Here is a 20,771-nt window from a genome sequence, read left to right on the forward strand (position 1 = left end):
CGATCGAAATTAGAGGAGCCGAAAAAGCTGTCTGCGGAAGCGAAGGCGTACATGGGGGCTGTCCGTATTACTTTGGAACATCTGCCCATGAACCCGGCAAACTTCATGCCGTCGCGTCACGCGTACACACAACCCGGAAAGGAAACGCCGTGCAGCCGCTGGGGTGCGCTAGATATGAGCGATTTCCAAGAGGCTCAGCAGCACAAGCAACCCGGCGAGTACGCTCAGCACCAGCCGGCCACGGGCAGTCTCTGCCGCGCGTTGGAGGACCAAGAGCGCGAAGATCGCGCTAGCCGAGATGAAGTTAATAAGGATTAAGCCCGTAGGCCCGATGCCACGCCAGCCAACACCCTCGGCGTACGATGCCGCAGCAACACCAAGAAGCAGCGCGCCGAGAAGGCGCGGCCAAAAACCCGTTTGAGGCTTAGGAAGTCCCAGTATGCGACAGGCCGTCAGCGGCAGCAGCAGCAACACAGCCCCGCCCGTCGCCTTCAGCAGAGTTTCCAGCCACAGTAATTGCTGCAAAAGTCCCTCGCGCCCAATTCGACGGGTTCGCTAAGAGTAGAGCCGAGCGAGATGCGCGCCAGCAAATAGCAATGCAATCAGGGAAGCTTGTCGCGCTGGCTCTCCCACCAGCTCTCAGAGCCAAATGATGGGCCGCTATCGACGGTATCGCCGTCAAAGAACCCGCCCAGAAAACCCTGCTCCTCGGCCTTTGCAACCTGTTGAGGCGGTGCAGAATAATCTCCCGCGAGATGCCGTGCGAGATCCGTCTTGATCTGCGCCGTCCGGGTGGCATTGCAGTAATTGGGGTCAGCTGCCGCAGCTTTCCCGACGCCGTTGTAACCCGTCTCGTAGATCACCTCGAGCCGGCCAAGATCCGTGACTTGAACGCCCTGTGCGGCTTCATACGCGAGGTAATTCGACTTCAAGGCCGCAGCATCAAAGTTATAGCCGCATTTGGACGCCCGGGCTGACAGGCTCCCTACCTGCAGTGCGCGTGCTGTTGGGTCATTGCTGACTTGGGGCGCAGCCGCTGCGGCTTTCTGATCATCGCCACCAATCAGTGAGCCCGTGGTCACGCCACCTGCGGAGGAACAGGCTGCAAGCCCGAGCACGAGAAATGCGCTCATCACCAACCGAGCAGACATGGGAGGTCCTCCGAGAATTTTAGGCGTCGCAAAGGTTTGCCCTAGCTCCTTGAAGGCGTCAATGAGTATGGGCGAACAAGCCACGAACCTTCCCCAGAATCGCCATTTCAGAGGGCTGAGAAGTAACTTTTCGTTACGTAAAGTTGCGACACGGTCACCGCATCAACTCGCGGATAGCCCGTTCCAAGCCATCCAGATTAAGGGGATACATGTGTCCCCCCATTAGCTGCCGGACCATTTTGATGGACGGCGTCCAATCCCAAACATCTTCGCTTACAGGGTTGAGCCAAACACAGCTGGGAAAGGTATCCCGGACACGTTGAAGCCAGACGGCGCCAGCTTCCGGGTTCATATGCTCAACAGAGCCGCCGGCGATACTGACCTCGTATGGGCTCATCGAGGCATCTCCGACGAAGATCACTTTGTAGTCAGAAGGGTAAGTATGAAGCACGTCCCACGTTGGTGTGCGCTCCGTCCAACGACGTTCGTTGTCCCGCCAAACAAACTCGTAAGGACAATTGTGGAAGTAGTAGTACTCAAGATGTTTGAACTCGCTCCGGGCGGCTGAAAACAGTTCCTCAGCGCCTTGGACGTGCCAGTCCATAGACCCGCCGACGTCAAAGAGCATCAGTACCTTGATTGCGTTGCGGCGCTCCGGGCGCAACCGAACATCGATATAGCCCTTATCGGCGCTGTGGCGGATCGTGCTTTCAAGATCGAGTTCTTCCGCAGCGCCCGCTCGAGCAAACTGGCGCAACTTCCTGAGCGCCACCTTGATGTTCCGGGTCCCAAGTTCCCGCGTGTCATCGAAATCGCGAAACTCGCGCTTGTCCCAGACTTTGACGGCGCGAAAATTCCTGTTGCCCTTCTGACCGATCCGCACGCCGGCGGGGTTGTAGCCATCCGCGCCGAACGGTGATTTTCCCCCGGTGCCGATCCACTTTGACCCGCCGGAGTGACGCCCCTTTTGTTCGGCGAGACGCTTACGGAGCTCCTCCATAATCTTTTCCCAGCCGCCGAGAGCTTCGATCTGCGCCTTCTCCTCTTCGGAGAAGTAGCGTTCGGCTTGAGAGCGCAACCACTCTTCGGGGATCTCAACTTCCGCCACGCCATCAGATAAGGTTTCCAAGCCTTTGAAGGTCTGTCCGAAAACCTGATCAAAGCGATCGAGATGGCGCTCGTCTTTCACGAGAGTTGCTCTCGCCAAATAATAGAAATCCTCCACCCGCCGACCGGCGATATCCGCAGCAAGACCCTCCATCAGAGTGAGGTACTCACGCAAAGTGACCGGGACCTTTGCGGCCTTGAGTTGATGGAAGAAGTCTACGAACACGAGCTATCGCACCTTGCCATACAAAACTGAGAACGCATCAAGAATACAGGGTATCGACCCCTATCACAAAACAAAGAAGCCGCTCAAATGAGCGGCTTCTCGTTTAAGTGCTTGTGCGTGTCTAAGATCAGAAGTTGATCAGAGCACCCGCGCCAACGTAGTGGAAGTCGTCATAGGAAACGCCCGAGTTATCATCATACTCGAGGTTGCGATACTTGATCCACATCGACATTGCGGCAGCATCGATTTCCTGCACGACACCCAGGCCCCAGACGTCGAGACCGGAGTCAGACGGGATACCGAAACCAGCTACGCCGGGGTCAGCTACGAAGCGTGTACCATCTGCTTCGTTGTTCAGGTATTCGCCATAAAGCACGGTGTGGCCAAGTGCGTGCCATTTCCGACGCAGACCGGCCTTGACGTACCAAGTCTGTGAATCTCCGCTGAATTCACTCGAGTCCAGGTATCCGTAGTTACCCAGCACGAACAGGCCAGAAGAGATGTCTTGAACGTAGAGACCTGCCTGGAAGTAACGCGTCGTCTCGTTGTTGAGAGCGCCCATATCCATGTCGGTCGTTTCGTTGTAGCCGATGGCGGCAGCCAACTTAAGGCGACCATGCTCGCCCGCGTAACGCGCAGCGACATCCCACATGTCATCTTCGCCCCACGATGCCGAAGCCGAGAAGCCGGCGAAGGTCGGCGTATCGTAGCGAACGACGTTCCGGGGAATACCGTTACAGTCACCCCAGGCACCACCCATGCCGGCGCAGGGCCCAGCAGCACCCCACGTAACGTCAGTAAGATTACCGGCACCGTCACGGATGAAGAAGCTGTTGACGTCGAAGGCCACCCAGTTGGCTGGAACCAGCGAACCGGAGCCGTCAACCAGAATTGCGAGGTTGTCGGTCGCCTGAGATTGAAGACCGACGCCCAATTTACCGAGCCGTTCGCTCTTCAAGAACCAGTAGGACTGAAGAACCTGAGCATCCTGCGGACGGCCAGTCAGAGCAGCAGGGCCGTTGTCGACATTTTGGCTGATCGTCAAACTGTCGCTGGAAATCGCTTCGATGTGCAGCACATAACCAGCGCTCCACTCAGAGTTGATCTGAGCGCCGCCAGTGAACTTAAAGTGCGAACCCAGCGTGGTGCCGAGGTCGTGGACGTAAGTGTTGGATTCCAAACCGTCGTCCCAGAACATCACCTGCTGTCCGACCCAGCCGGAAATCGTAAGGGACACCTTGCGGTTGCCTTTACGGGCTGTCGTGGCCTCGAGTTCAGCAATGCGCTCCTCAAGATCGGCGCAGCAGTCTCCCCCAAGGTCTGCAGCCGACGCGCTCGGCGTCAGCCAGCCTATTAACAGGCCGGCGGCCACCAGGGCGCTCAGACTAAATTTATTCATTGACCGTCTCCTAGTCAGCGTTGGCTTCAAGATGGCGGACGCCGAATACACAAACGCAAAACTATGCCGCGCTCTCGTAACGCGGCATCCAAATCAATCTAAAGATGGCAATACCGCTTGCCCGGAGGTTGGTTGATTCTCATTCCCGCCACAAACAATGAGTGGTGAATTAAATCGCCGGTGGATGAAATAGTGGCAAGGCAGCAACATAACGTTTGAGGGGTTTCACCACTCGCTTCAAACGAAAATCACGCAACGCGTTGGCGCCGAAGGAAAAAGAGAAAACCAACCGGCAACATCAACGACAGACTCAAATCGGTTAAGAGTTGGGTAATAAATGCGGAATGCTGTGCAAAATATGAGCATGGCGTATGCCGCAGAAGGTGCTTGAACGTCCTGAAAAGCCGAAAAGTGATGCACAAATGCACACCTCGGCATGTGAGCACGGAAACAAGGACGTCATGCAGGCCAGCTAACGAGAGTGTCTCTTACGACAGAAAGCACTGCGCGCACATGCGAATAGCGCAGCGCTATGACGGATCTCGCTTCGAATAAAGAAATGGAACTGCACAACTCCGACGCCGAACATAAGGATCGTATGGATCGCTCACGTTTCGAGCAGCGTGACAATCGAGCTTGCATGGGGAAACCGTGAGCCCGCGCCATAAAACAATCACCGCGCTCTAAAATAGAAAGAAGCGGTCCCCAAAATCTGGGAACCGCTTCAACGTTATTCGCTTCTGGTGGTTTGCGCTCTGATTAGAAGGAGATCAGAGCACCTGCACCGACGTAGTGGAAGTCATCGTAACCGACACCCGAGTTATCATCATACTCAAGGTTACGATACTTGACCCAGACTGACATCGCAGCTGCGTCGATCTCCTGCACGACACCCAGACCCCAGACATCGAGCTCTGAACTCGTGGCGTTAAAGCCAGCAAAAGGATCCTTGATAAGGCCGCCTGCTAGATCATCAGCCTGATTGTTCAGGTATTCGCCGTAGAAGACCGTGTGGCCAAGCGAGTTAAAGCGCGTGCGCCAACCAGCTTTGACGTACCAAGTTTCGGATTCTTCAGCAAAGTCTTCGGACTCGAGATATCCGTAGTTGCCGAGAACAAACAAACCTGAAGGCATGTGCTGCAAATAGAGGCCGGCCTGGAAATAGCTCAGCGTCTCGTTGTTACCAGCACCCATGCCCGCATCGGTAACTTGGTTATAGGCAGCAGTTGCAGCGATCTTTACGCCGCTGAATTCGCCGGCGTAGCGGATGGCAACATCCCAGAAGTCGTCTTCGCCCCAGGAGGCAGACGCCGAGAAGCCACCGAATACGGGCGTGTCGTAGCGAACGGAATTCGTTGTCAGGCCGTTGCAGTCACCCCAAGCGCCGCCCATGCCATGGCAAGGACCGGCCGCACCCCACGTAACGTCCGTAAGGTTGCCAGCGCTGTCGCGGATGAAGAAGCTGTTGACGTCGAACGCCACCCAGTTCGCCGGAACCAGTGAGCCCGAACCGTCCACGAGGATCGCCGCGTTGTCAGAGGCCTGAGATTGCTGACCGACAGACAGCTTACCCAGACGCTCACTCTTCAAGAACCAGTAGGACTGAAGAAGCTGCGCGCTGTTGCCGAGAACCGAGCCTCCCGTGTTGGGAACGTCCTGGCTGACACCCAAGCTGTCATTCGAAATCGCTTCGATGTGCAGCACGTAACCGGCGCTCCACTCTGACGAAATTTGTGCTTGGCCAGTGAACTTGAAATGAGAACCCAGCGTGGTGCCCAGGTCTGTTACGTAGGTGTTGGATTCTACACCGTCGTCCCAGAACATCACCTGCTGCCCGACCCAGCCGGAGACTGTGAGCGACACCTTGCGGTTACCCTTGCGGGCCGTGGTCGCTTCGAGTTCTGCAACACGCTCTTCGAGGTCTGCACAGCAGTCTCCCCCAAGATCTGCCGCGGATGCGCTGCCGGATGTCAGGCCGCCTGCCAGAAGGCCGGCTGCGACCAGCGCGCCTAAGCTAAACTTATGCATTTACCTTCTCCCGTCTACTCTACTCTTAAGCGCGGAGCACGCGATGCAACGCAACCCAAGGTCCCAAAGCGATGTGAGGCTTCCTCCCAACACAATCACCGCTCGCCCACGACTTATGCAGAATAATGACAATGAGGAAATAGGCGCCTACTATTTGTAAGCCTGAATGATTCGCCTCAGTTGCACACAAGTCACGCTTGTCGTGAGGGTGTACCATTTAGGAAAATCAGGCCACGGCGACCAAAAGTTTAGTCTTCCCCCTGACTGTCGCGGTTTTTGGATGTGCCCTTTGCGCCGAAGGCCGGTCGTAGCTCTGGAAAAGCCTCATAAAAAATGTGACGAGCCCGCGGCGGCTTGGTTTCGGTAAAGGGAACCGGCCGACAGACTGAAATCGCCGCAACCCCAAGCCGTGCTGTCATGGCGCCATTAAAGGCGCCTTCCCCTAATTTCCGAGATATTCGGCGCAGCATATCCTGCCCGAGCACTTGCCCCCAAAGGTCATCAGTCAAGGCGATCACGCCCGTCGCCGCCATATGCCCGATAATCCAGCCAAACAAACGCAGGCCCCCGAAAAACCCTGGACGCCCCCCGTAAGCGCCTGCCAGCCGCCGCACCATGCGAAGATTTTCAAAAAGTACGAACCCCACAACGATAAACCCGATCGGAACAAGAGCCGTTACAGCCCCGACGCGGCGCGCGGATTCATACACAAGCCGGCGGGCTTGAGCGTCTGGCCGAGCGAGAAGAACCCGCTCCCCTAAGCTAAGCAAGGCTCCCGGTGCCCGCATGTGACGTTCTTCTTCGCGAAACCGCCGAACATCCCAGCGGCCGTCTCGCGACCGCGCCACGTGGGTCTTCAGGCTTTGGACAACGCGTCGCTCCATCGCCGCGTCGCGCGTGCGCAAAGCCGTTTCCGCATCGCGGCGCAATCGCGCCAGACGCGCCATGCGGAAAAATCCAATGAGCTCTCTAAGAATGAGTGCTGTTGCCGCTAGCGCTGCCAAAGACGCAAGTCCAAGCGCGAGCCAGCCAACCCAATCGTCTCTCGCCAGGGTGGCGGTGACAAAGTCCGTTACCCAAAGCGTGGCGGCGAGAAGCCCGAGGCTCACAAGCGAGCCCAGCAACAAGGTTCCCCAGCCAAGGCTCCTACGCGTCGTCGTCCGAAGTGAAGAAACGCTGGTGTCACCGGCATCCGTGTTTGTCGCATCTGAAGGCGCCCCGCCGGCATCGCTTTGCCTGTGCGGAATCTCTTCTGTAACGATGAAATCGGGATCGTCGGGGGCGAAGGCTTGTGGCTTTCGTCCTCCGCGTGCACCACCGGTCATGGCAAATGATCCTCGAACAAGAACGCAAAAGCCTTATCTAGCCCAATGTGTGGCCAGGCGTTTACCTGGGCTCCGGCTTCCCGACGCTCAAGCGTCGGCGGCCTGAATTTTACGAACCCGAAATGTTCCGGGCGGGCCCGATCCTCATCAAAAGCGTCAAGCGCATCTTCCGGGAGGTCACCGGGAAATACGACGGCGCCGCGTGAACCATCGAACGTTCTCCCACCAATCCGCTCGCCAGCTTCCGGTATCCCACGCACTCCAAAAAGGTGCTCCCCTTGAATGTCCTTATGAACATCGGTTGTCGCCTGCAGAGCGGCCAAAGCAATGCACTGGAAAGCACTTCCCGCTGCTTCCGCGCGCTTTGCAGCCCGAGAGACCGACTTGGAAAGAATATCTTCCAATTGCCTATGAGCGTTGCGGTGCACGTGATCAGCTTTTGTTGCGGCGAAGGCGATGCGATCAATACGTCGCCCCAGGATATAGGCCAGCCAACTCTCCGAACGCGGACGTATGGCACGCATAACGCCTTCAAGGCCGTCTTCGAGGGCGCGTAACCCTTCTGCCCCCCCGTTTAAAGCACTGAGCACATCGACAAGGACGATCTGACGGTCGATCCGGCTGAAGTGTGCTTCAAAAAACGGTTTGACGATATTCTTGCGATAGCTGGCAAAACGCCTTTCGAGTAGCGCCAGCAGGCTTTCAGACTCAACCGCGCCGCCTTCCGTCTTCGTGGGAAAGAACGTGAGCTGTGGCGACCCCTCAAGATCCCCCGGCAAAAGAAAACGACCAGGGCCAAGTCCCGCATAGGGCGTGCCTGAATTGCGCGCCGACTGAAGAAATTGAGTGTAAAGTTCCGCGCCTCGGATCGCCACTTGCTCATCCGCGACGCCTTCCGGATCAACGGTCGACAGAAATTCCAAAAACGGCTTGGCCAAGGCGGAAAAGACCGGCCGCTGAACCGTATAAAGCGCGTGTTGGGACCACTCTTGATAGGATTGGTCCAGCAGCGCCAGATCAATCAGCCATTCACCCGGATAATCGACGATGTCGATATGCAACCGTTGAGAAAGTCCGAGAAACTCGAATAGTCCGCCGCGCGAAGGCCACTCCAACGTAAGCCGCAGTTCACTGATACGGCGCGTACTTTGCGGCCAATGAGGCGGTTCACTCTGAAGCGCATTGAGGTGATCCTCATACTGGAAGCGCGGGACATCGTCGTCCGGTTGCGGCTCAAGATAGGCGCGCAATCCTTCGATACCGGAGAGCCGAGCGAAAGGTGGATTGGCACCACCCTCACAGAGACATTTGACGAGGGCCGTGATGAAAACGGTCTTACCGGCACGCGAAAGCCCGGTCACACCCAACCGCAGAGTGGGCGTGATCAAGTCGCCAACATACGCACCGGCGTGCTCTAGCGTGAAACGGGTGTCTCGGGAAATTTGGGGGAGTCTCAATAGAAGGCCTCGCTCATACCTCCCCATAAGTCGCTAATGTCGTGACGCAGTGCAAGATCCAGCGACGGATATGCACTGCAACGCACGTTCGACCTTCAAGCTGGCAGTAACACGAGGATCCCGGCTCCAATCACGATTAAGCCGACAATCAGAATGATGCTGTTACGGATAATTTCTCCCGCCATCCGAGTATTGAGCTCCTTTGGCTCTCAAGAACTTGTGATGACAAAGAAATATCACGCTGATCCTGAACGTAGGATGAGCGCGCTTGTGCGTATGTTTAAGATGTAGTCCAGGGCAGACAAACGCCTTAAGCTTCGCCCTTGCGCCGCGCCATGAACGCCAACCGTTCGAACAGATGAACATCCTGCTCGTTCTTGAGCAGGGCCCCGTGAAGCGGTGGAATGAGCTTGCGTGGATCGCTTTCACGTAGCGTTTCCGGACCGATGTCCTCGTTCAAGAGCAACTTAATCCAATCAAGGAGCTCTGACGTCGACGGCTTTTTCTTCACGCCTGGAACATCACGGAGTTCGTAAAATACCCGGAGCGCCTCCGAAACGAGCTGTTGTTTGAGATTGGGAAAATGGACATCCACGATTTCACGCATCGTGTCCGGGTCCGGAAATTTGATGAAATGAAAGAAGCACCGCCGCAGAAAGGCGTCGGGGAGCTCTTTCTCATTGTTCGAGGTAATGATGACGACGGGGCGTTGCGCGGCACGCACAACTTCCCCCGTTTCGTAGACGTGAAACTCCATCCGGTCGAGTTCCTGAAGAAGATCGTTGGGGAACTCGATATCTGCTTTATCGATCTCATCGATCAGCAGAACGGGCCGCACTTCACTGTCGAACGCTTCCCAGAGTTTGCCTTTGCGGATGTAGTTCTTGATGTCATTAACCCGCGACTCTCCGAGCTGACTATCACGCAGCCGCGAGACGGCATCATACTCGTAGAGGCCTTGTTGCGCTTTTGTCGTGGATTTAACGTGCCATTCGATAATCGGCAGCCCGAGCGCCTTCGCAACTTCAAGTGCGAGAACCGTTTTTCCCGTTCCCGGCTCACCCTTGATGAGCAGTGGCCGCTCCAACATGATGGCGGCATTCACAGCGATACGCAGATCATCCGTCGCGACGTACGACGAGCTACCTTCGAATTTCATGGTCATCCCTTATATGGGCCGGTTTCCCACTATCGGAGCTGCCAGCCTCGTTAATTCCACTTTTATGACCCAATTGGAGAAAACGCCACCCCCGCGAAATACTCAGAACGCCAGCGCAGCAGGCGAACATGCCACCAAGGGATCACCCGCATGTGAGGGGGAGGGCAGAAAAATACCTTGAGCGTGCGCGCTTCGCATTGTAGCGCTGCACCAGAATTCAACGATATTTCTTGCCCCATCTACAAATTCTTGACAGTCACAGAGGTTCACATACATACCGGGCACAAAACATGCACGGAGCCCTTGTTGATGGGTACAGGAACGTCAACGATCTGCTCCTGGAGGCTTTGATGAGCAAGCGGGACACGACTAAGACGGCAAGTGAGAATGCCCCGCGCGGCCAAGACGCGCAGCGCGCTGCGGCGTCGTCGATAGTGCTCGAAGAGGGCTATCGCCCAAGCGACGACGAGCCGTTCATGAACGATCGCCAGCGCGCCTATTTCCGGCGGAAACTACTAAACTGGAAAGAGGAGATTATCCGCGAAACGCGCGAGACTCTGGCGGGCATGTATGAGGATGCAACGCAGCATGCTGACCTTGCAGACCGAGCAACGTCTGAAACCGACCGGGCGCTAGAACTCCGCGCACGCGATCGCCAGCGCAAGCTCGTTTCCAAGATCGACGCGGCCCTGGCCCGGATCGATGACGGAAGCTATGGCTATTGCGAGGAGACCGGCGAACCGATCGGGTTGAAGCGTCTGGACGCACGGCCCATTGCGACGCTCTCGCTCGAAGCGCAAGAGCGTCACGAACGTCGTGAACGCGTCTATCGCGAAGACTGATATTTCGTCTGGCCGGCGGAGTGACTTAACGGCTCCGCCGCCAATTCTCTCTCCGAATTAAAGCTCAGGAACCTGCGCAGGACGCCGCTGCGGGCTACGACTGCTATCGGTGTCGGGCTCCACATCCACACGGCTGCTCGCCGACGGAGAAGGAACGGGTGCAGTCGTGCTGGCCCAGCCGTAAGCGAGCATGGTGATAAGCGCCGAGGCTGCAAAGAAATAGACGCCCGGAAGAACGCGCGCCTCCGTATATCCCGACGAGTTCACATAAAAGATCATCAACGCCAGTACCATGACGTCGGTCATGGAATAACGCCCAAGCCATTCCATCGTCGAAATCGACTTGTCGCGAAATTCGGGACTGAGGTCTGGAGAGGTAACGAGCGTCAGCAGGTAGAACAGCTTCAGGAACGGAAAGAGCACCGAAAAGACAAACAAAACGGCGCAAAGGAAAAACTCCTCGTTCCGATAGAGTGCGTAGATGATCGTCGCAAGAGAATGTTCGTTGGTCCAGACATAGACCGTCGTGAAGCGGATGACGGGCAGGATCACCCCGAGCGCGAAGAACACAGTCGCCAGGATGATCAAAAACGACAGCACGAAATTGCGCATCGTAGTTCGGCGCTGAACCGGTTTTTCCTGCGTTGAAATCTGCGGAAGCTGGCTTCGGCTGGAAGCGCCCGCCGGCGTCATGTCAGGCAGTACGGTGCCGGAAGCACGCGCAGCGATCAAAGCCCTGTCCTTGGCCACGGCTGGAAGCCACGCGTAGGCTAGGATCATGAGAACGATGGCAGCGGTGAAAAAGTACACGCCGTTAAGGCTCGTCGCGTCGTAAACACCCTGGCTCTTGATGAAGAAAATCATCAACGCCAGTACGAGCACGTCATGCATTGACCATTTGCCGAGCCATTCGAGAGCCCTCAAACGCCAGCGCTGACGAAGAATCTCCTCATGTGGAAGCGTCGAAACGAGCAACAAGTACAAGAGCTTCACTACGGGAAAGATAATCGAGAAGACCAGCACCGTCAGCCCGAGGAAGAGCTGGCCATCAGCAAGCAGAACCTCGACAGTCGAAAGCAAGGAGTGCTGGGTCGACCAGAACATGTATTGGGTAAGTCGGATGACCGGCAATGTGATCCCAAGCGCAAGACATACGCTCGCACCGAGTATAGCCAGGCTTAGGAAAAAACGCCGGCCTCCAAGCCACATCCTCTGAGTTCGTCCTCCCCACAATCCTGAAAGTGCGCGCGACTGTACGCGGCCGTCGAAACGACCACATCCATTAAAGCATGCTGAGGGATAAAATTAGGACGATTCAACGGTAACGACGTCCGGGGAGAGCAAATAGCGACAACTGCACTCCCCGAGGTCAAGATAACGAGCAGATATGAGGCGGATGACAGCCGATCAGGCCATCAATTTCGACTTGTCGTAGAGGATGCCTTTTTCGTCGAGCACCTGCATCAGTGAGCCGTCCTGGAACATCTCACGGACGATGTCACAACCGCCCTGGAACTCGCCTTTGATGTAGAGCTGCGGGATCGTCGGCCAATTGGAAAAGGCTTTGACGCCATCACGCACACTCATGTCGTCGAGAACGTTGATGTCTTGATAATCAACGCCCAGATAACCGAGGATCTGCGCAACTTGGCCCGAAAATCCGCACTGCGGAAACTGCTTCGTCCCCTTCATAAACAAGACCACGTCGTGATTCGCGATCTGCTTGCGGATCCAGTCATTGACGTCTTGGCTACTCATCTCCGCCCTTCCTTAAAAATCTGCACCGGCGTAATTCGCCGATAGGATCTCGACAATCCGCCAGCATCGAACTTGGGTGTCGCTTCAGTTAAAGTCAATCTTGGGGCACCGCCGTGGTCAATGCCAGCGCGTGCAACACGCCACCCATTCGTCCCTGCAACGCGCTGTAAACCATCTGGTGCTGCTGGACGCGGTTTTTGCCCTTAAAAGCTGACGTTACGACGTGCGCAGCGAAGTGATCGCCATCGCCCGCCAGATCCCGAATTTCGATGACAGCGTCGGGAAACGCTTCCTTGATCAGATGCTCGATTTCATTGGCTGTCATCGGCATATCGTACCGTTTCTCCTCTAGCTGATTAGCATACGGGCGCAAAGCACCCCTTGGCCTCAAATTATAGAGATGTCGCTAGAGCAAAGCGAGCCACCGTCACTGCCAGGCCAAGTAAAAAGCCTTAAACACCAGCCATATAATTGGGAAGCCAGGAGTCATGTGCCATGCGAAGCTCACTGAGCGGCAATGACGCCTCAACCGCCAGCGTCAACGACGCCCCTCCGGTACGCCCAACGATCCGGGCTGGCAACTCCAGCAGACGCGCCCGGCCGAGAACTTCTTCAGCCGCCGCCGGAGCAACAGAAACCACATAGCGCCCCTGATCCTCACCGAACCAGACGCTATGCCCCGGTAGCTTGCCTTCATAAACGAAAAGCTCTGCACCCATGTCACCCGCCAGAGCCATTTCCGCTACGGCAACCAACAAACCACCGTCCGAGCAGTCGTGCACGGTATCGCACACGCGCTCACGGATCAGCGCGCGCACAAGCCGCCCCGCCTTGAGCTCCGCAGCTAGATCGACCGGCGGCGGGGCGCCCTCGAGCTTTCCCGCAGCGTGCTGTTGGTAGAGCGATTGGCCAAGCCAACCCTTCTCTTCGCCGATCAGGACGAGAAGCTCACCTTCCCGCTTGAGATCGACGGAAGCCATTTTTTGGACATCAGGAATGAGCCCCACGCCGCCAATGGCCGGCGTCGGCGGAATCCCAACGCCATTTGTTTCATTATAAAGGGAGACGTTCCCGGACACGACCGGGTAGTCGAGCGTCCGACAAGCTTCCCCAATTCCCTTAATGGCACCGACGATCTGCCCCATAATTTCGGGTCGCTCCGGGTTGCCAAAATTAAGATTGTCAGTGACTGCGAGTGGATCCGCACCGACGGCTGTCAGGTTCCGCCACGTCTCTACGACCGCTTGTTTGCCACCCATCTCTGGGTCCGCAGCCACATATCGAGGCGTAACATCGCAACAGGCCGCAATCCCCTTTTGTGTCCCGTGCACACGCACCACCGCAGCGTCACCACCCGGGCGCTGAACAGTGTCGCCCATCACCATGTGATCGTACTGCTCCCAGACCCAGCGACGCGAGGCTAGCGCCGGGGTACCCATAAGCGTCTTGAGGCACGGCAAAATACCAGCGTCAGGCGGTGGCACCCATTGTGGAAGGATAACTTTTGCCGGCTCGTGCGGCACCCAAGGGCGCTCATAGAGCGGCGCCGAATTGGCGAGCGTCGCAACGGGGATATCGGCTTCTACTTTCCCCTTGTGTGTCACGATCATCCGGCCTGTGTCGGTCGTGCGCCCGATCACCGCAAAGTCCAGATCCCATTTGCGAAACACGGCTTCCGCTGCGGCTTCGGAGCCCGGGCGCAGAATCATCAGCATCCGCTCTTGGCTCTCCGACAGCATCATCTCGTAGGCCGTCATGCCGGTTTCGCGTTGCGGAACCTGGTCCAGATTGAGTTCGATCCCGACCCCGCCTTTGTCCGCCATCTCCGCGGTGGACGACGTCAGACCTGCAGCGCCCATATCCTGAATGGCGATGATGGCATCCGATGCCATCAGCTCGAGGCAAGCCTCGATGAGCAGCTTTTCTGTGAAGGGATCGCCAACCTGTACAGTTGGGCGCTTTTCGTCCGACTTGTCGTCAAACTCCGCCGAAGCCATCGTCGCGCCGTGAATGCCGTCACGGCCCGTTTTGGAACCGACGTATACGACAGGCAACCCAACGCCCTTGGCGGCCGAATAAAAGATCTTGTCGGTGCGTGCTAAGCCGACACACATGGCGTTGACGAGAATGTTGTTGTTGTAGCCCGCGTCGAAGTTCACCTCACCGCCGACAGTCGGCACGCCCACGCAATTGCCATATCCGCCGATGCCTGACACGACGCCTGAAACAAGGTGGCGCGTTTTGGGGTGGGAGGGATCGCCAAAGCGGAGCGCATTAAGATTGGCAACCGGGCGCGCACCCATCGTGAACACGTCGCGCATAATACCGCCGACCCCTGTCGCAGCACCCTGATAAGGCTCGATGTACGAAGGGTGATTGTGGCTTTCCATCTTGAAGACGGCCGCCCAGCCTTCGCCAAGATCGACAATGCCGGCATTTTCGCCTGGCCCCTGAATCACGCAGGCACCCGACGTCGGTAACGTCTTCAGCCAGAACCGCGAAGACTTATAGGAGCAGTGCTCTGACCACATCACGGAGAAAATGCCGAGCTCCGTTAGCGACGGTTGGCGCCCCATGATCTCGAGCAGCCGTGTGTACTCATCCGGCTTTAAACCGTGCTCGGCAATAAGCTCATCAGTCACTTCGAACGGAACCGTGCTTTCGGTGGCATCATTCATTGCTGTTTTCTTCTCGCGACGGGGGACGGCAAGCGCCGGTGTAGCCTGGCCCGCTTATAGACGCCAAACTCGCGACATCCCAGAGCCTCAACGCCTAATGCGGCACAATATCCGGTGGAGACCTCACCCACTCGGGTAGTGCCTTTTCACCGAGCGGGTGAAGCGCTCTGCCGCGCGGCCGAACCGCGCTGCAGCATGCGTATTGCTGCAATGCACAAATTAGCATGCCTCACCAATGAGAAGGGCGCTAAGTGTTTCTCCACGCTGGCCACTAACGACTGGGCACAAAGTCTTGCAAGCCCGGCATCGACGCTAGCCGCATGAGCTGACGATGAGATGATCTTTGCGAGGAGCACTCTGATGACCCCGTTTAAAACCATACTGAGTACTGTTGCAGTCTGCGTCATTACCGCGACGACGGTCATGGCTGGCCAGGGTGTACGCCCAATTGAGCTGACGCCCGGTCACGGCCAGAGCTTCGACTTGGGAAACAAACGCGCCGTAAGCTATTTTCTGGATCGTGATGGTGTTTGCCACCTCACCCTTATGCTTACCGAGGCTTACACAGAAGACACCGTTCCTGGCGCAGCAACACGCATGATTGTCGCCGTCGCCCCGGGCCGTCCCGCCCGTGTCGATACATCTAACGGTAAATCGCTCGGCTTCGATTGCACCGCGAACGCCGCGAAGATGACGGTAACGCCGCTTGACCACGTCGCCGTCGCACCGCGCATCTAACCAGTTCCGCAGAACCCAGCCGAAAAACACGCAGGGGTTGGGATGCGGCCGAGAGAGGGCTTCAGCCCTCTCTTGCTTTATGTCTCAGAGTTAAACGATCGAAACGCAGCAACGTGGCGTCAGCCGACCATTGCTTCAGCGATACTGACCACAGCGCTTTCAAAAATCCGACGTCCGTCGGTTCCGCCAAGCTGGGGCTCGAACAAGCGTTCAGGGTGCGGCATCAGCCCGAGAATTCGTCCCGTACTGTCTGTTATGCCGGCGATGTTACGTTGTGAGCCATTGGGATTCGCAGCCTCCGTAACCGCTCCATCAGCATCGCAATAGCGGAAGACCACGCGACCATCCTCCTCAAGACGGTCCAACGTATCTTCATCCGCGAAATAGTTCCCGTCATGGTGCGCGACCGGCATCCGCAGAACCTCACCCACACGGTTGCAACGGGTGAAGAACGTATCCTTCGTTTCACAGCGCAAAAAGGCGTCGCGGCAGATGAAACGCAGCGAGGCATTCCGCATCAGCGCACCCGGCAGCAGACCGGTCTCAAGCAGAATTTGAAACCCGTTACAAATGCCAAGCAATGGGGTTCCGGCCTTAGCTTTGGCCACGACATCGCGCATGATCGGCGAATGCGCAGCCATCGCACCGCAGCGCAGATAGTCGCCATAGGAAAATCCGCCAGGCAGAACAATCAGATCACAAGCAGGAATTTCTGATTCGCCGTGCCACACCATCCGCGCCGGAAAACCCGTGATCGCCTCAAGAGCGACCTTCACGTCGCGATCGCAGTTCGAACCGGGGAACACGATAACAGCGGAGCGGATCATTTGATTATGTCTCCCTAGACCGCAAATCAGCGCCAGCGGCAAACTCTCGCCCTATAGGCGCAAGCACACAACGCCCCGCAATCACCTCAGCTGGCAATCTCGATGTCGTAGTTTTCGATCACCGTATTGGCGAGCAGGTCTTTGCACATCTTCTCGACGGTCTCGCGCGCGTTCGCCGCATCACCATCCGCCAGATCGACCTCGATATATTTTCCCTGACGCACTTCGTTGACGCCGGAAAATCCAAGGGACGACAATGCATGCTCAATCGCCTTGCCTTGCGGATCGAGAACGCCGTTTTTGAGTGTAATCTTGATGCGTGCTTTCATGACGTCTCTTTAGCCGCGAGCCGACAAAATGGGGCTGCGCCGAAATGAAGCGGCGAGGCGCCCAACGTATATTGGGCGCCTCGGGATCTCTCAACTGGTAGCGTGCTTCCGGAAGAGTGGAAACCGATTTTCCGACACGACGCACGCCAAAACGAACAGTTAGGGACTTTCCGCCTTTCAACGAAAAGCAAAAGACCCTAATGCGGCTTGCCCGTCGGGTTGGACGCAACGAGCACAGGCGTTGCGCCCACGGATGGCCGATTCTCATTGAGAACGCCCAGCCTCCGGGCAACTTCCTGATACGCCTCAAGCACACCGCCGAGGTCGCGACGGAAACGGTCCTTGTCGAGCTTGTCCGACGTCTGGATGTCCCACAGACGGCAGCAGTCCGGGCTGATCTCGTCAGCCAGAACGATGCGCATCTGATCATTCTCCCAAAGACGGCCGAATTCCACTTTGAAGTCTACGAGACGGATGCCGATTCCGAGGAACAGACCGACCAGGAAGTCGTTGATCCGCAGTGCGAGCTGCATGATCTCATCGATCTCCTGCGGCGCTGCCCATCCAAACGCCGTGATGTGTTCTTCCGAAACCATCGGGTCGTTCAGGGAATCAGCCTTGTAGTAGAATTCGATAATGGAACGTGGAAGTTGCGCGCCTTCCTCAAGTCCCAGCCGTGTCGCCAGCGAGCCGGCCGCAACGTTGCGGACAACGACTTCGAGCGGAATGATCTCGACTTCGCGGATCAATTGCTCGCGCATGTTGAGACGGCGGATAAAATGCGTCGGAACTCCGATCTCGCCCAGCCTCTGAAAGACCATTTCCGAGATACGATTGTTGAGGACGCCTTTGCCCTCGATTAAGGCATGCTTTTTGTTGTTGAAGGCCGTAGCGTCATCCTTGAAATGCTGGATGAGCGTTCCCGGTTCGGGTCCTTCGTACAGAACCTTCGCCTTACCTTCGTAGATACGACGGCGCCTGTTCATGCCTGGTCCTTTAAGTATGATGGAGCTCATGTCTCAGTGTGTTCTTTGTAATGGGACCGCAACGCTAGACCGGTCTGATGTCGGGATTTTGCTGCGTGCCACTCTATGTGGCGCTGCAACATCAGCGAGTCCAGATCGGTCTGGTCCAGGTGGCTGACACTAGCTGAATGCCCCCCCATAAACAATCTTTACAATAGGCGATTTGCGGAACGGTTATCGACAACAGGCAAGTCATTGATTTGCCAACACTCGAACGTTATTCAGGCCAAGTCCGCCGCCAAGGGGTGCGACATCGCGGTAGCGATTAAAGCGCGAGTAGTTTTCGTTAACAGCAATCACAGGTAGAAACAGCATGACCACATTCGATGAGCGTCAAAAGGGCTTTGAGAAAAAATTCGCGCATGATCAAGAACTTAAATTCAAAGCGGAAGCACGTCGCAATAATCTGATTGGCGCCTGGGCCGCCGAAAAGCTCGGCCTCACGGGAGACGCCGTTGCCGAATATCAGAAGGAAGTCCGGCGTGCGGACCTTGAGGAAAAGGGCGATGACGACGTGATCCGAAAGCTTCGCGCAGACTTCGAGGCGAAGGGAATTTCGGTCAGCGACGAAGAGATCCAGCAGCAGATGGTCGAAATGCTCGCGCAAGCGATCAATCAGATCGAAGGCAGCGCGAGCTAACGGATCGCTGTCCGAGAAGTTTGTGCACGGCAGTCCTTGGAGAAGGCTGCAGGGATGATCGTCATTTCGTCCCTGCAGCGGGCTCCTGCAAATCCTTCAAGAACAGGCCGAACTGCAAAAGCCCCTCCGGCCAGGGGCCATGACCAGACGCAACATTGACGTGGCCTGCGTCGCCCGCTTCAAGCAACTTCGAACCCCACATCGCTGCAATCTCCTTCGCCCGTTCGAAGCAGCAATAGGGATCGGTGTGCGAAGCAATGAGCGTCGAAGGAAATGGGAGCGGTTCGCGGGGCATCGTGCCGAAGTCCCGCACATCCTGTTCAAACGAATGCCCTTCGGTAACCGGCCAGTCCTTCGCGTTTTCAATATCAGCCGGTGCGACCAGATATGCTCCGGCCACCTTCGTCAGATCGAGACGCGGTGCAGCGTGGGCCACCGAAATCACACCCAAACTGTGAGCCACCAGCACAACGGGCTTTTCCGACGCTGCCACCGCGCTGGCGATCCGAGCCGACCACTGCTCGCTCTGCGGCTTCAACCAGTCCTCTTGCTCGACACGTCGTGCCGTCTTGAGGCTGCGTTCCCACCGAGATTGCCAATGATCGGGCCCTGAGCCAGACCAACCCGGCACAATCAGAATTTCCACGTCTGAAGTGCGCATGAGAGGTTTGATCGCTCCAAAACGGCTTCGTATGACCTAATCATGTGATGGCAGGTCCGTCAGGCTTCTCCGAAGACCCGCGCAAAAATCGTGTCCACGTGCTTGAGATGATATGCATTGTCGAACATCGCATCGAGTTCTGCAGCCGACAAATGCGCGCTAACTTCGCTATCTCCCTTGAGTTCACTGAGGAAATCGCGCCCCTCTTCCCACGTTTTCATGGCATTGCGCTGCACCAGGCGATAGGCGTCTTCCCGGCTGACGCCTTTTTGCGTAAGCGCCAACAGAACGCGTTGGGAGTTATGCAAGCCCGAGAGCTTGTCGAGGTTACGCTGCATGGTGCCCGGATAAACCACAAGCTTCTCGATCACGCCCGCGAGACGGCCCAACGCAAAGTCCAGTGTAACTGTCGCATCTGGTCCGATCATCCGCTCGACAGATGAATGCGAAATATCGCGCTCGTGCCACAACGCCACGTTTTCCATCGCCGGCAGTGCATAGGCGCGAACCATACGTGCAAGCCCCGTGAGGTTTTCCGTCAACACAGGGTTACGCTTGTGAGGCATGGCTGAAGAACCCTTTTGCCCTGGCGAAAAGAACTCTTCGGCTTCGAGAACTTCGGTCCGTTGAAGATGGCGGACTTCAACGCTAAGCCGCTCGATCGACGAGGCAACAACCGCCAAGGTCGCGAAGTACATCGCATGTCGGTCGCGCGGAATGACCTGCGTCGACACCGGTTCCGGCTTAAGCCCGAGCTTTTCCGCCACGTAGATTTCGACTTGAGGATCGATATTCGCGAATGTGCCTACCGCACCGGACAGTGCGCAGGTCGCGACCTCATCGCGCGCAGCCAGCAAACGGTCGCGCGCACGCTCAAACTCAGCATGCGCGTAGGCAAGCTTCACGCCGAAGGTTGTGGGTTCCGCGTGGATACCGTGGCTGCGCCCGATCGTGATGGTGTTCTTGTGCTCGAAGGCGCGCGCCTTCAAAGCGGTCAGCAATCGATCGACATCCGCAATGAGAATGTCGGCAGCACGCACCAACTGGACGTTGAAGCAGGTGTCGAGAACGTCGGAGGACGTCATGCCCTGATGAACGAATCGGGCGTCTGGCCCGACGATTTCCGCCAGATGCGTCAGAAACGCGATCACGTCATGCTTCGTGACCGCTTCGATTTCATCGATCCGAGAGATGTCGAATGTCGCGTTGCGTCCCTTAGCCCAAATAGTCTCGGCCGCTTCTTTCGGGATCGTACCCATCTCGGCCATCGCAGAGGCAGCATGCGCCTCGATCTCGAACCAGATACGAAAACGGGACTCAGGGGCCCAGATAGCGGCCATCTCCGGCCGGGAGTAACGAGGGATCATTGGCGTCTTTCTACGGGTTCCAAATATCCACTGAGCCTGTAGCAGAGCAGCTAC

20 protein-coding genes are annotated in these 20,771 nt (G+C 56.8%); 3 read left to right on the forward strand and 17 right to left on the reverse strand.

Going from position 1 to position 20,771, the window contains the following annotated elements:
- Positions 1-168: 168 nt before the first annotated feature.
- From BLS30_RS12975 to BLS30_RS13010, 8 genes are all read right to left on the reverse strand, one after another.
- Positions 169-525, reverse strand: coding sequence for a hypothetical protein (locus BLS30_RS12975; protein ID WP_046478686.1), 357 nt, complete (start codon positions 523-525; stop codon positions 169-171).
- 77 nt (positions 526-602) lie between these two features.
- Positions 603-1,151 carry a hypothetical protein gene (locus BLS30_RS12980; protein ID WP_090229260.1) on the reverse strand — a complete coding sequence of 183 codons (549 nt, stop codon included), beginning with the start codon at positions 1,149-1,151 and terminating at the stop codon, positions 603-605.
- A 154-nt stretch (positions 1,152-1,305) separates the two neighbouring features.
- Positions 1,306-2,484, reverse strand: coding sequence for a vWA domain-containing protein (locus BLS30_RS12985; protein WP_090229262.1), 1,179 nt, complete (start codon positions 2,482-2,484; stop codon positions 1,306-1,308).
- 127 nt (positions 2,485-2,611) lie between these two features.
- Positions 2,612-3,883 (reverse strand): porin, encoded by a 1,272-nt coding sequence (locus BLS30_RS12990; RefSeq protein WP_090229265.1) that lies wholly within the window; start codon positions 3,881-3,883, stop codon positions 2,612-2,614.
- Positions 3,884-4,642: 759 nt separating this feature from the next.
- Positions 4,643-5,911 (reverse strand): porin, encoded by a 1,269-nt coding sequence (locus tag BLS30_RS12995; RefSeq protein WP_046478679.1) that lies wholly within the window; start codon positions 5,909-5,911, stop codon positions 4,643-4,645.
- Positions 5,912-6,159: 248 nt separating this feature from the next.
- Positions 6,160-7,236, reverse strand: coding sequence for a TIGR01620 family protein (locus BLS30_RS13000; protein WP_090229267.1), 1,077 nt, complete (start codon positions 7,234-7,236; stop codon positions 6,160-6,162).
- Positions 7,233-8,693, reverse strand: a complete 1,461-nt coding sequence (locus BLS30_RS13005) for a YcjX family GTP-binding protein (RefSeq protein ID WP_244512428.1) — start codon at positions 8,691-8,693, stop codon at positions 7,233-7,235. Before BLS30_RS13005 ends, BLS30_RS13000 begins: the two co-directional genes overlap by 4 nt.
- A 310-nt stretch (positions 8,694-9,003) precedes the next feature.
- The gene (locus BLS30_RS13010; RefSeq protein ID WP_197540917.1) at positions 9,004-9,852 is read right to left on the reverse strand and encodes an AAA family ATPase; all 849 of its coding nucleotides are present in this window, start codon (positions 9,850-9,852) and stop codon (positions 9,004-9,006) included.
- Between the two features lie 476 nt (positions 9,853-10,328).
- Between BLS30_RS13010 and dksA the strand changes: the two genes are divergently transcribed.
- A complete protein-coding gene (dksA, locus tag BLS30_RS13015; protein ID WP_046480480.1) occupies positions 10,329-10,694 on the forward strand; it encodes an RNA polymerase-binding protein DksA in 366 nt (121 codons plus the stop codon).
- Between the two features lie 57 nt (positions 10,695-10,751).
- Here dksA and BLS30_RS13020 read toward each other — a convergent pair whose 3' ends face one another.
- From BLS30_RS13020 to purL, 4 genes are all read right to left on the reverse strand, one after another.
- A complete protein-coding gene (locus BLS30_RS13020) occupies positions 10,752-11,903 on the reverse strand; it encodes a paraquat-inducible protein A (RefSeq protein WP_090229271.1) in 1,152 nt (383 codons plus the stop codon).
- 198 nt (positions 11,904-12,101) lie between these two features.
- Positions 12,102-12,452, reverse strand: coding sequence for a Grx4 family monothiol glutaredoxin (gene grxD, locus BLS30_RS13025; RefSeq protein WP_046478671.1), 351 nt, complete (start codon positions 12,450-12,452; stop codon positions 12,102-12,104).
- 94 nt (positions 12,453-12,546) lie between these two features.
- Positions 12,547-12,783, reverse strand: a complete 237-nt coding sequence (locus BLS30_RS13030; protein ID WP_046478670.1) for a BolA/IbaG family iron-sulfur metabolism protein — start codon at positions 12,781-12,783, stop codon at positions 12,547-12,549.
- 121 nt (positions 12,784-12,904) lie between these two features.
- A complete protein-coding gene (gene purL, locus BLS30_RS13035) occupies positions 12,905-15,130 on the reverse strand; it encodes a phosphoribosylformylglycinamidine synthase subunit PurL (protein WP_090229272.1) in 2,226 nt (741 codons plus the stop codon).
- Between the two features lie 360 nt (positions 15,131-15,490).
- On the opposite strand from purL, the gene BLS30_RS13040 reads away from it, so the two are divergent.
- Positions 15,491-15,868, forward strand: a complete 378-nt coding sequence (locus BLS30_RS13040) for a hypothetical protein (RefSeq protein ID WP_090229274.1) — start codon at positions 15,491-15,493, stop codon at positions 15,866-15,868.
- Between the two features lie 119 nt (positions 15,869-15,987).
- Here BLS30_RS13040 and purQ read toward each other — a convergent pair whose 3' ends face one another.
- The 3 genes from purQ to purC all read right to left on the reverse strand — a co-directional run bounded on the left by purQ (position 15,988) and on the right by purC (position 18,010).
- Entirely contained in the window at positions 15,988-16,695 is a 708-nt protein-coding gene (purQ, locus tag BLS30_RS13045; RefSeq protein ID WP_090229277.1) for a phosphoribosylformylglycinamidine synthase subunit PurQ, read from the reverse strand.
- Between the two features lie 86 nt (positions 16,696-16,781).
- Positions 16,782-17,024: a phosphoribosylformylglycinamidine synthase subunit PurS gene (gene purS, locus BLS30_RS13050; RefSeq protein ID WP_046478666.1), complete on the reverse strand. Its 243-nt coding sequence runs from the start codon at positions 17,022-17,024 to the stop codon at positions 16,782-16,784.
- Between the two features lie 197 nt (positions 17,025-17,221).
- A complete protein-coding gene (gene purC, locus BLS30_RS13055) occupies positions 17,222-18,010 on the reverse strand; it encodes a phosphoribosylaminoimidazolesuccinocarboxamide synthase (RefSeq protein WP_046478663.1) in 789 nt (262 codons plus the stop codon).
- A gap of 352 nt (positions 18,011-18,362) precedes the next feature.
- Between purC and BLS30_RS13060 the strand changes: the two genes are divergently transcribed.
- Entirely contained in the window at positions 18,363-18,689 is a 327-nt protein-coding gene (locus tag BLS30_RS13060) for a DUF1476 domain-containing protein (RefSeq protein ID WP_046478660.1), read from the forward strand.
- A 61-nt stretch (positions 18,690-18,750) separates the two neighbouring features.
- Here BLS30_RS13060 and BLS30_RS13065 read toward each other — a convergent pair whose 3' ends face one another.
- Positions 18,751-19,350 (reverse strand): RBBP9/YdeN family alpha/beta hydrolase, encoded by a 600-nt coding sequence (locus BLS30_RS13065; protein WP_090229280.1) that lies wholly within the window; start codon positions 19,348-19,350, stop codon positions 18,751-18,753.
- 59 nt (positions 19,351-19,409) lie between these two features.
- On the reverse strand, positions 19,410-20,717 hold the full coding sequence (gene purB, locus BLS30_RS13070; RefSeq protein ID WP_046478657.1) for an adenylosuccinate lyase: 1,308 nt from the start codon (positions 20,715-20,717) through the stop codon (positions 19,410-19,412).
- Between the last annotated feature and the right edge of the window lie 54 nt (positions 20,718-20,771).

The organism is Filomicrobium insigne, from assembly GCF_900104305.1.
GTDB lineage: Bacteria > Pseudomonadota > Alphaproteobacteria > Rhizobiales > Hyphomicrobiaceae > Filomicrobium > Filomicrobium insigne.

What these genes read in the sequence shown, in the direction of transcription:
- BLS30_RS12980 (WP_090229260.1), bottom strand. Translation starts at nt 1,151, where the DNA reads ATGTCTGCTCGGTTGGTGATGAGCGCATTTCTCGTGCTCGGGCTTGCA.
- BLS30_RS12990 (WP_090229265.1), bottom strand. Translation starts at nt 3,883, where the DNA reads ATGAATAAATTTAGTCTGAGCGCCCTGGTGGCCGCCGGCCTGTTAATA.
- BLS30_RS12995 (WP_046478679.1), bottom strand. Translation starts at nt 5,911, where the DNA reads ATGCATAAGTTTAGCTTAGGCGCGCTGGTCGCAGCCGGCCTTCTGGCA.
- BLS30_RS13000 (WP_090229267.1), bottom strand. Translation starts at nt 7,236, where the DNA reads ATGACCGGTGGTGCACGCGGAGGACGAAAGCCACAAGCCTTCGCCCCC.
- BLS30_RS13010 (WP_197540917.1), bottom strand. Translation starts at nt 9,852, where the DNA reads ATGAAATTCGAAGGTAGCTCGTCGTACGTCGCGACGGATGATCTGCGT.
- dksA (WP_046480480.1), top strand. Translation starts at nt 10,329, where the DNA reads ATGAACGATCGCCAGCGCGCCTATTTCCGGCGGAAACTACTAAACTGG.
- BLS30_RS13020 (WP_090229271.1), bottom strand. Translation starts at nt 11,903, where the DNA reads ATGTGGCTTGGAGGCCGGCGTTTTTTCCTAAGCCTGGCTATACTCGGT.
- grxD (WP_046478671.1), bottom strand. Translation starts at nt 12,452, where the DNA reads ATGAGTAGCCAAGACGTCAATGACTGGATCCGCAAGCAGATCGCGAAT.
- BLS30_RS13030 (WP_046478670.1), bottom strand. Translation starts at nt 12,783, where the DNA reads ATGCCGATGACAGCCAATGAAATCGAGCATCTGATCAAGGAAGCGTTT.
- purL (WP_090229272.1), bottom strand. Translation starts at nt 15,130, where the DNA reads ATGAATGATGCCACCGAAAGCACGGTTCCGTTCGAAGTGACTGATGAG.
- BLS30_RS13040 (WP_090229274.1), top strand. Translation starts at nt 15,491, where the DNA reads ATGACCCCGTTTAAAACCATACTGAGTACTGTTGCAGTCTGCGTCATT.
- purQ (WP_090229277.1), bottom strand. Translation starts at nt 16,695, where the DNA reads ATGATCCGCTCCGCTGTTATCGTGTTCCCCGGTTCGAACTGCGATCGC.
- purS (WP_046478666.1), bottom strand. Translation starts at nt 17,024, where the DNA reads ATGAAAGCACGCATCAAGATTACACTCAAAAACGGCGTTCTCGATCCG.
- purC (WP_046478663.1), bottom strand. Translation starts at nt 18,010, where the DNA reads ATGAACAGGCGCCGTCGTATCTACGAAGGTAAGGCGAAGGTTCTGTAC.
- BLS30_RS13060 (WP_046478660.1), top strand. Translation starts at nt 18,363, where the DNA reads ATGACCACATTCGATGAGCGTCAAAAGGGCTTTGAGAAAAAATTCGCG.
- BLS30_RS13065 (WP_090229280.1), bottom strand. Translation starts at nt 19,350, where the DNA reads ATGCGCACTTCAGACGTGGAAATTCTGATTGTGCCGGGTTGGTCTGGC.
- purB (WP_046478657.1), bottom strand. Translation starts at nt 20,717, where the DNA reads ATGATCCCTCGTTACTCCCGGCCGGAGATGGCCGCTATCTGGGCCCCT.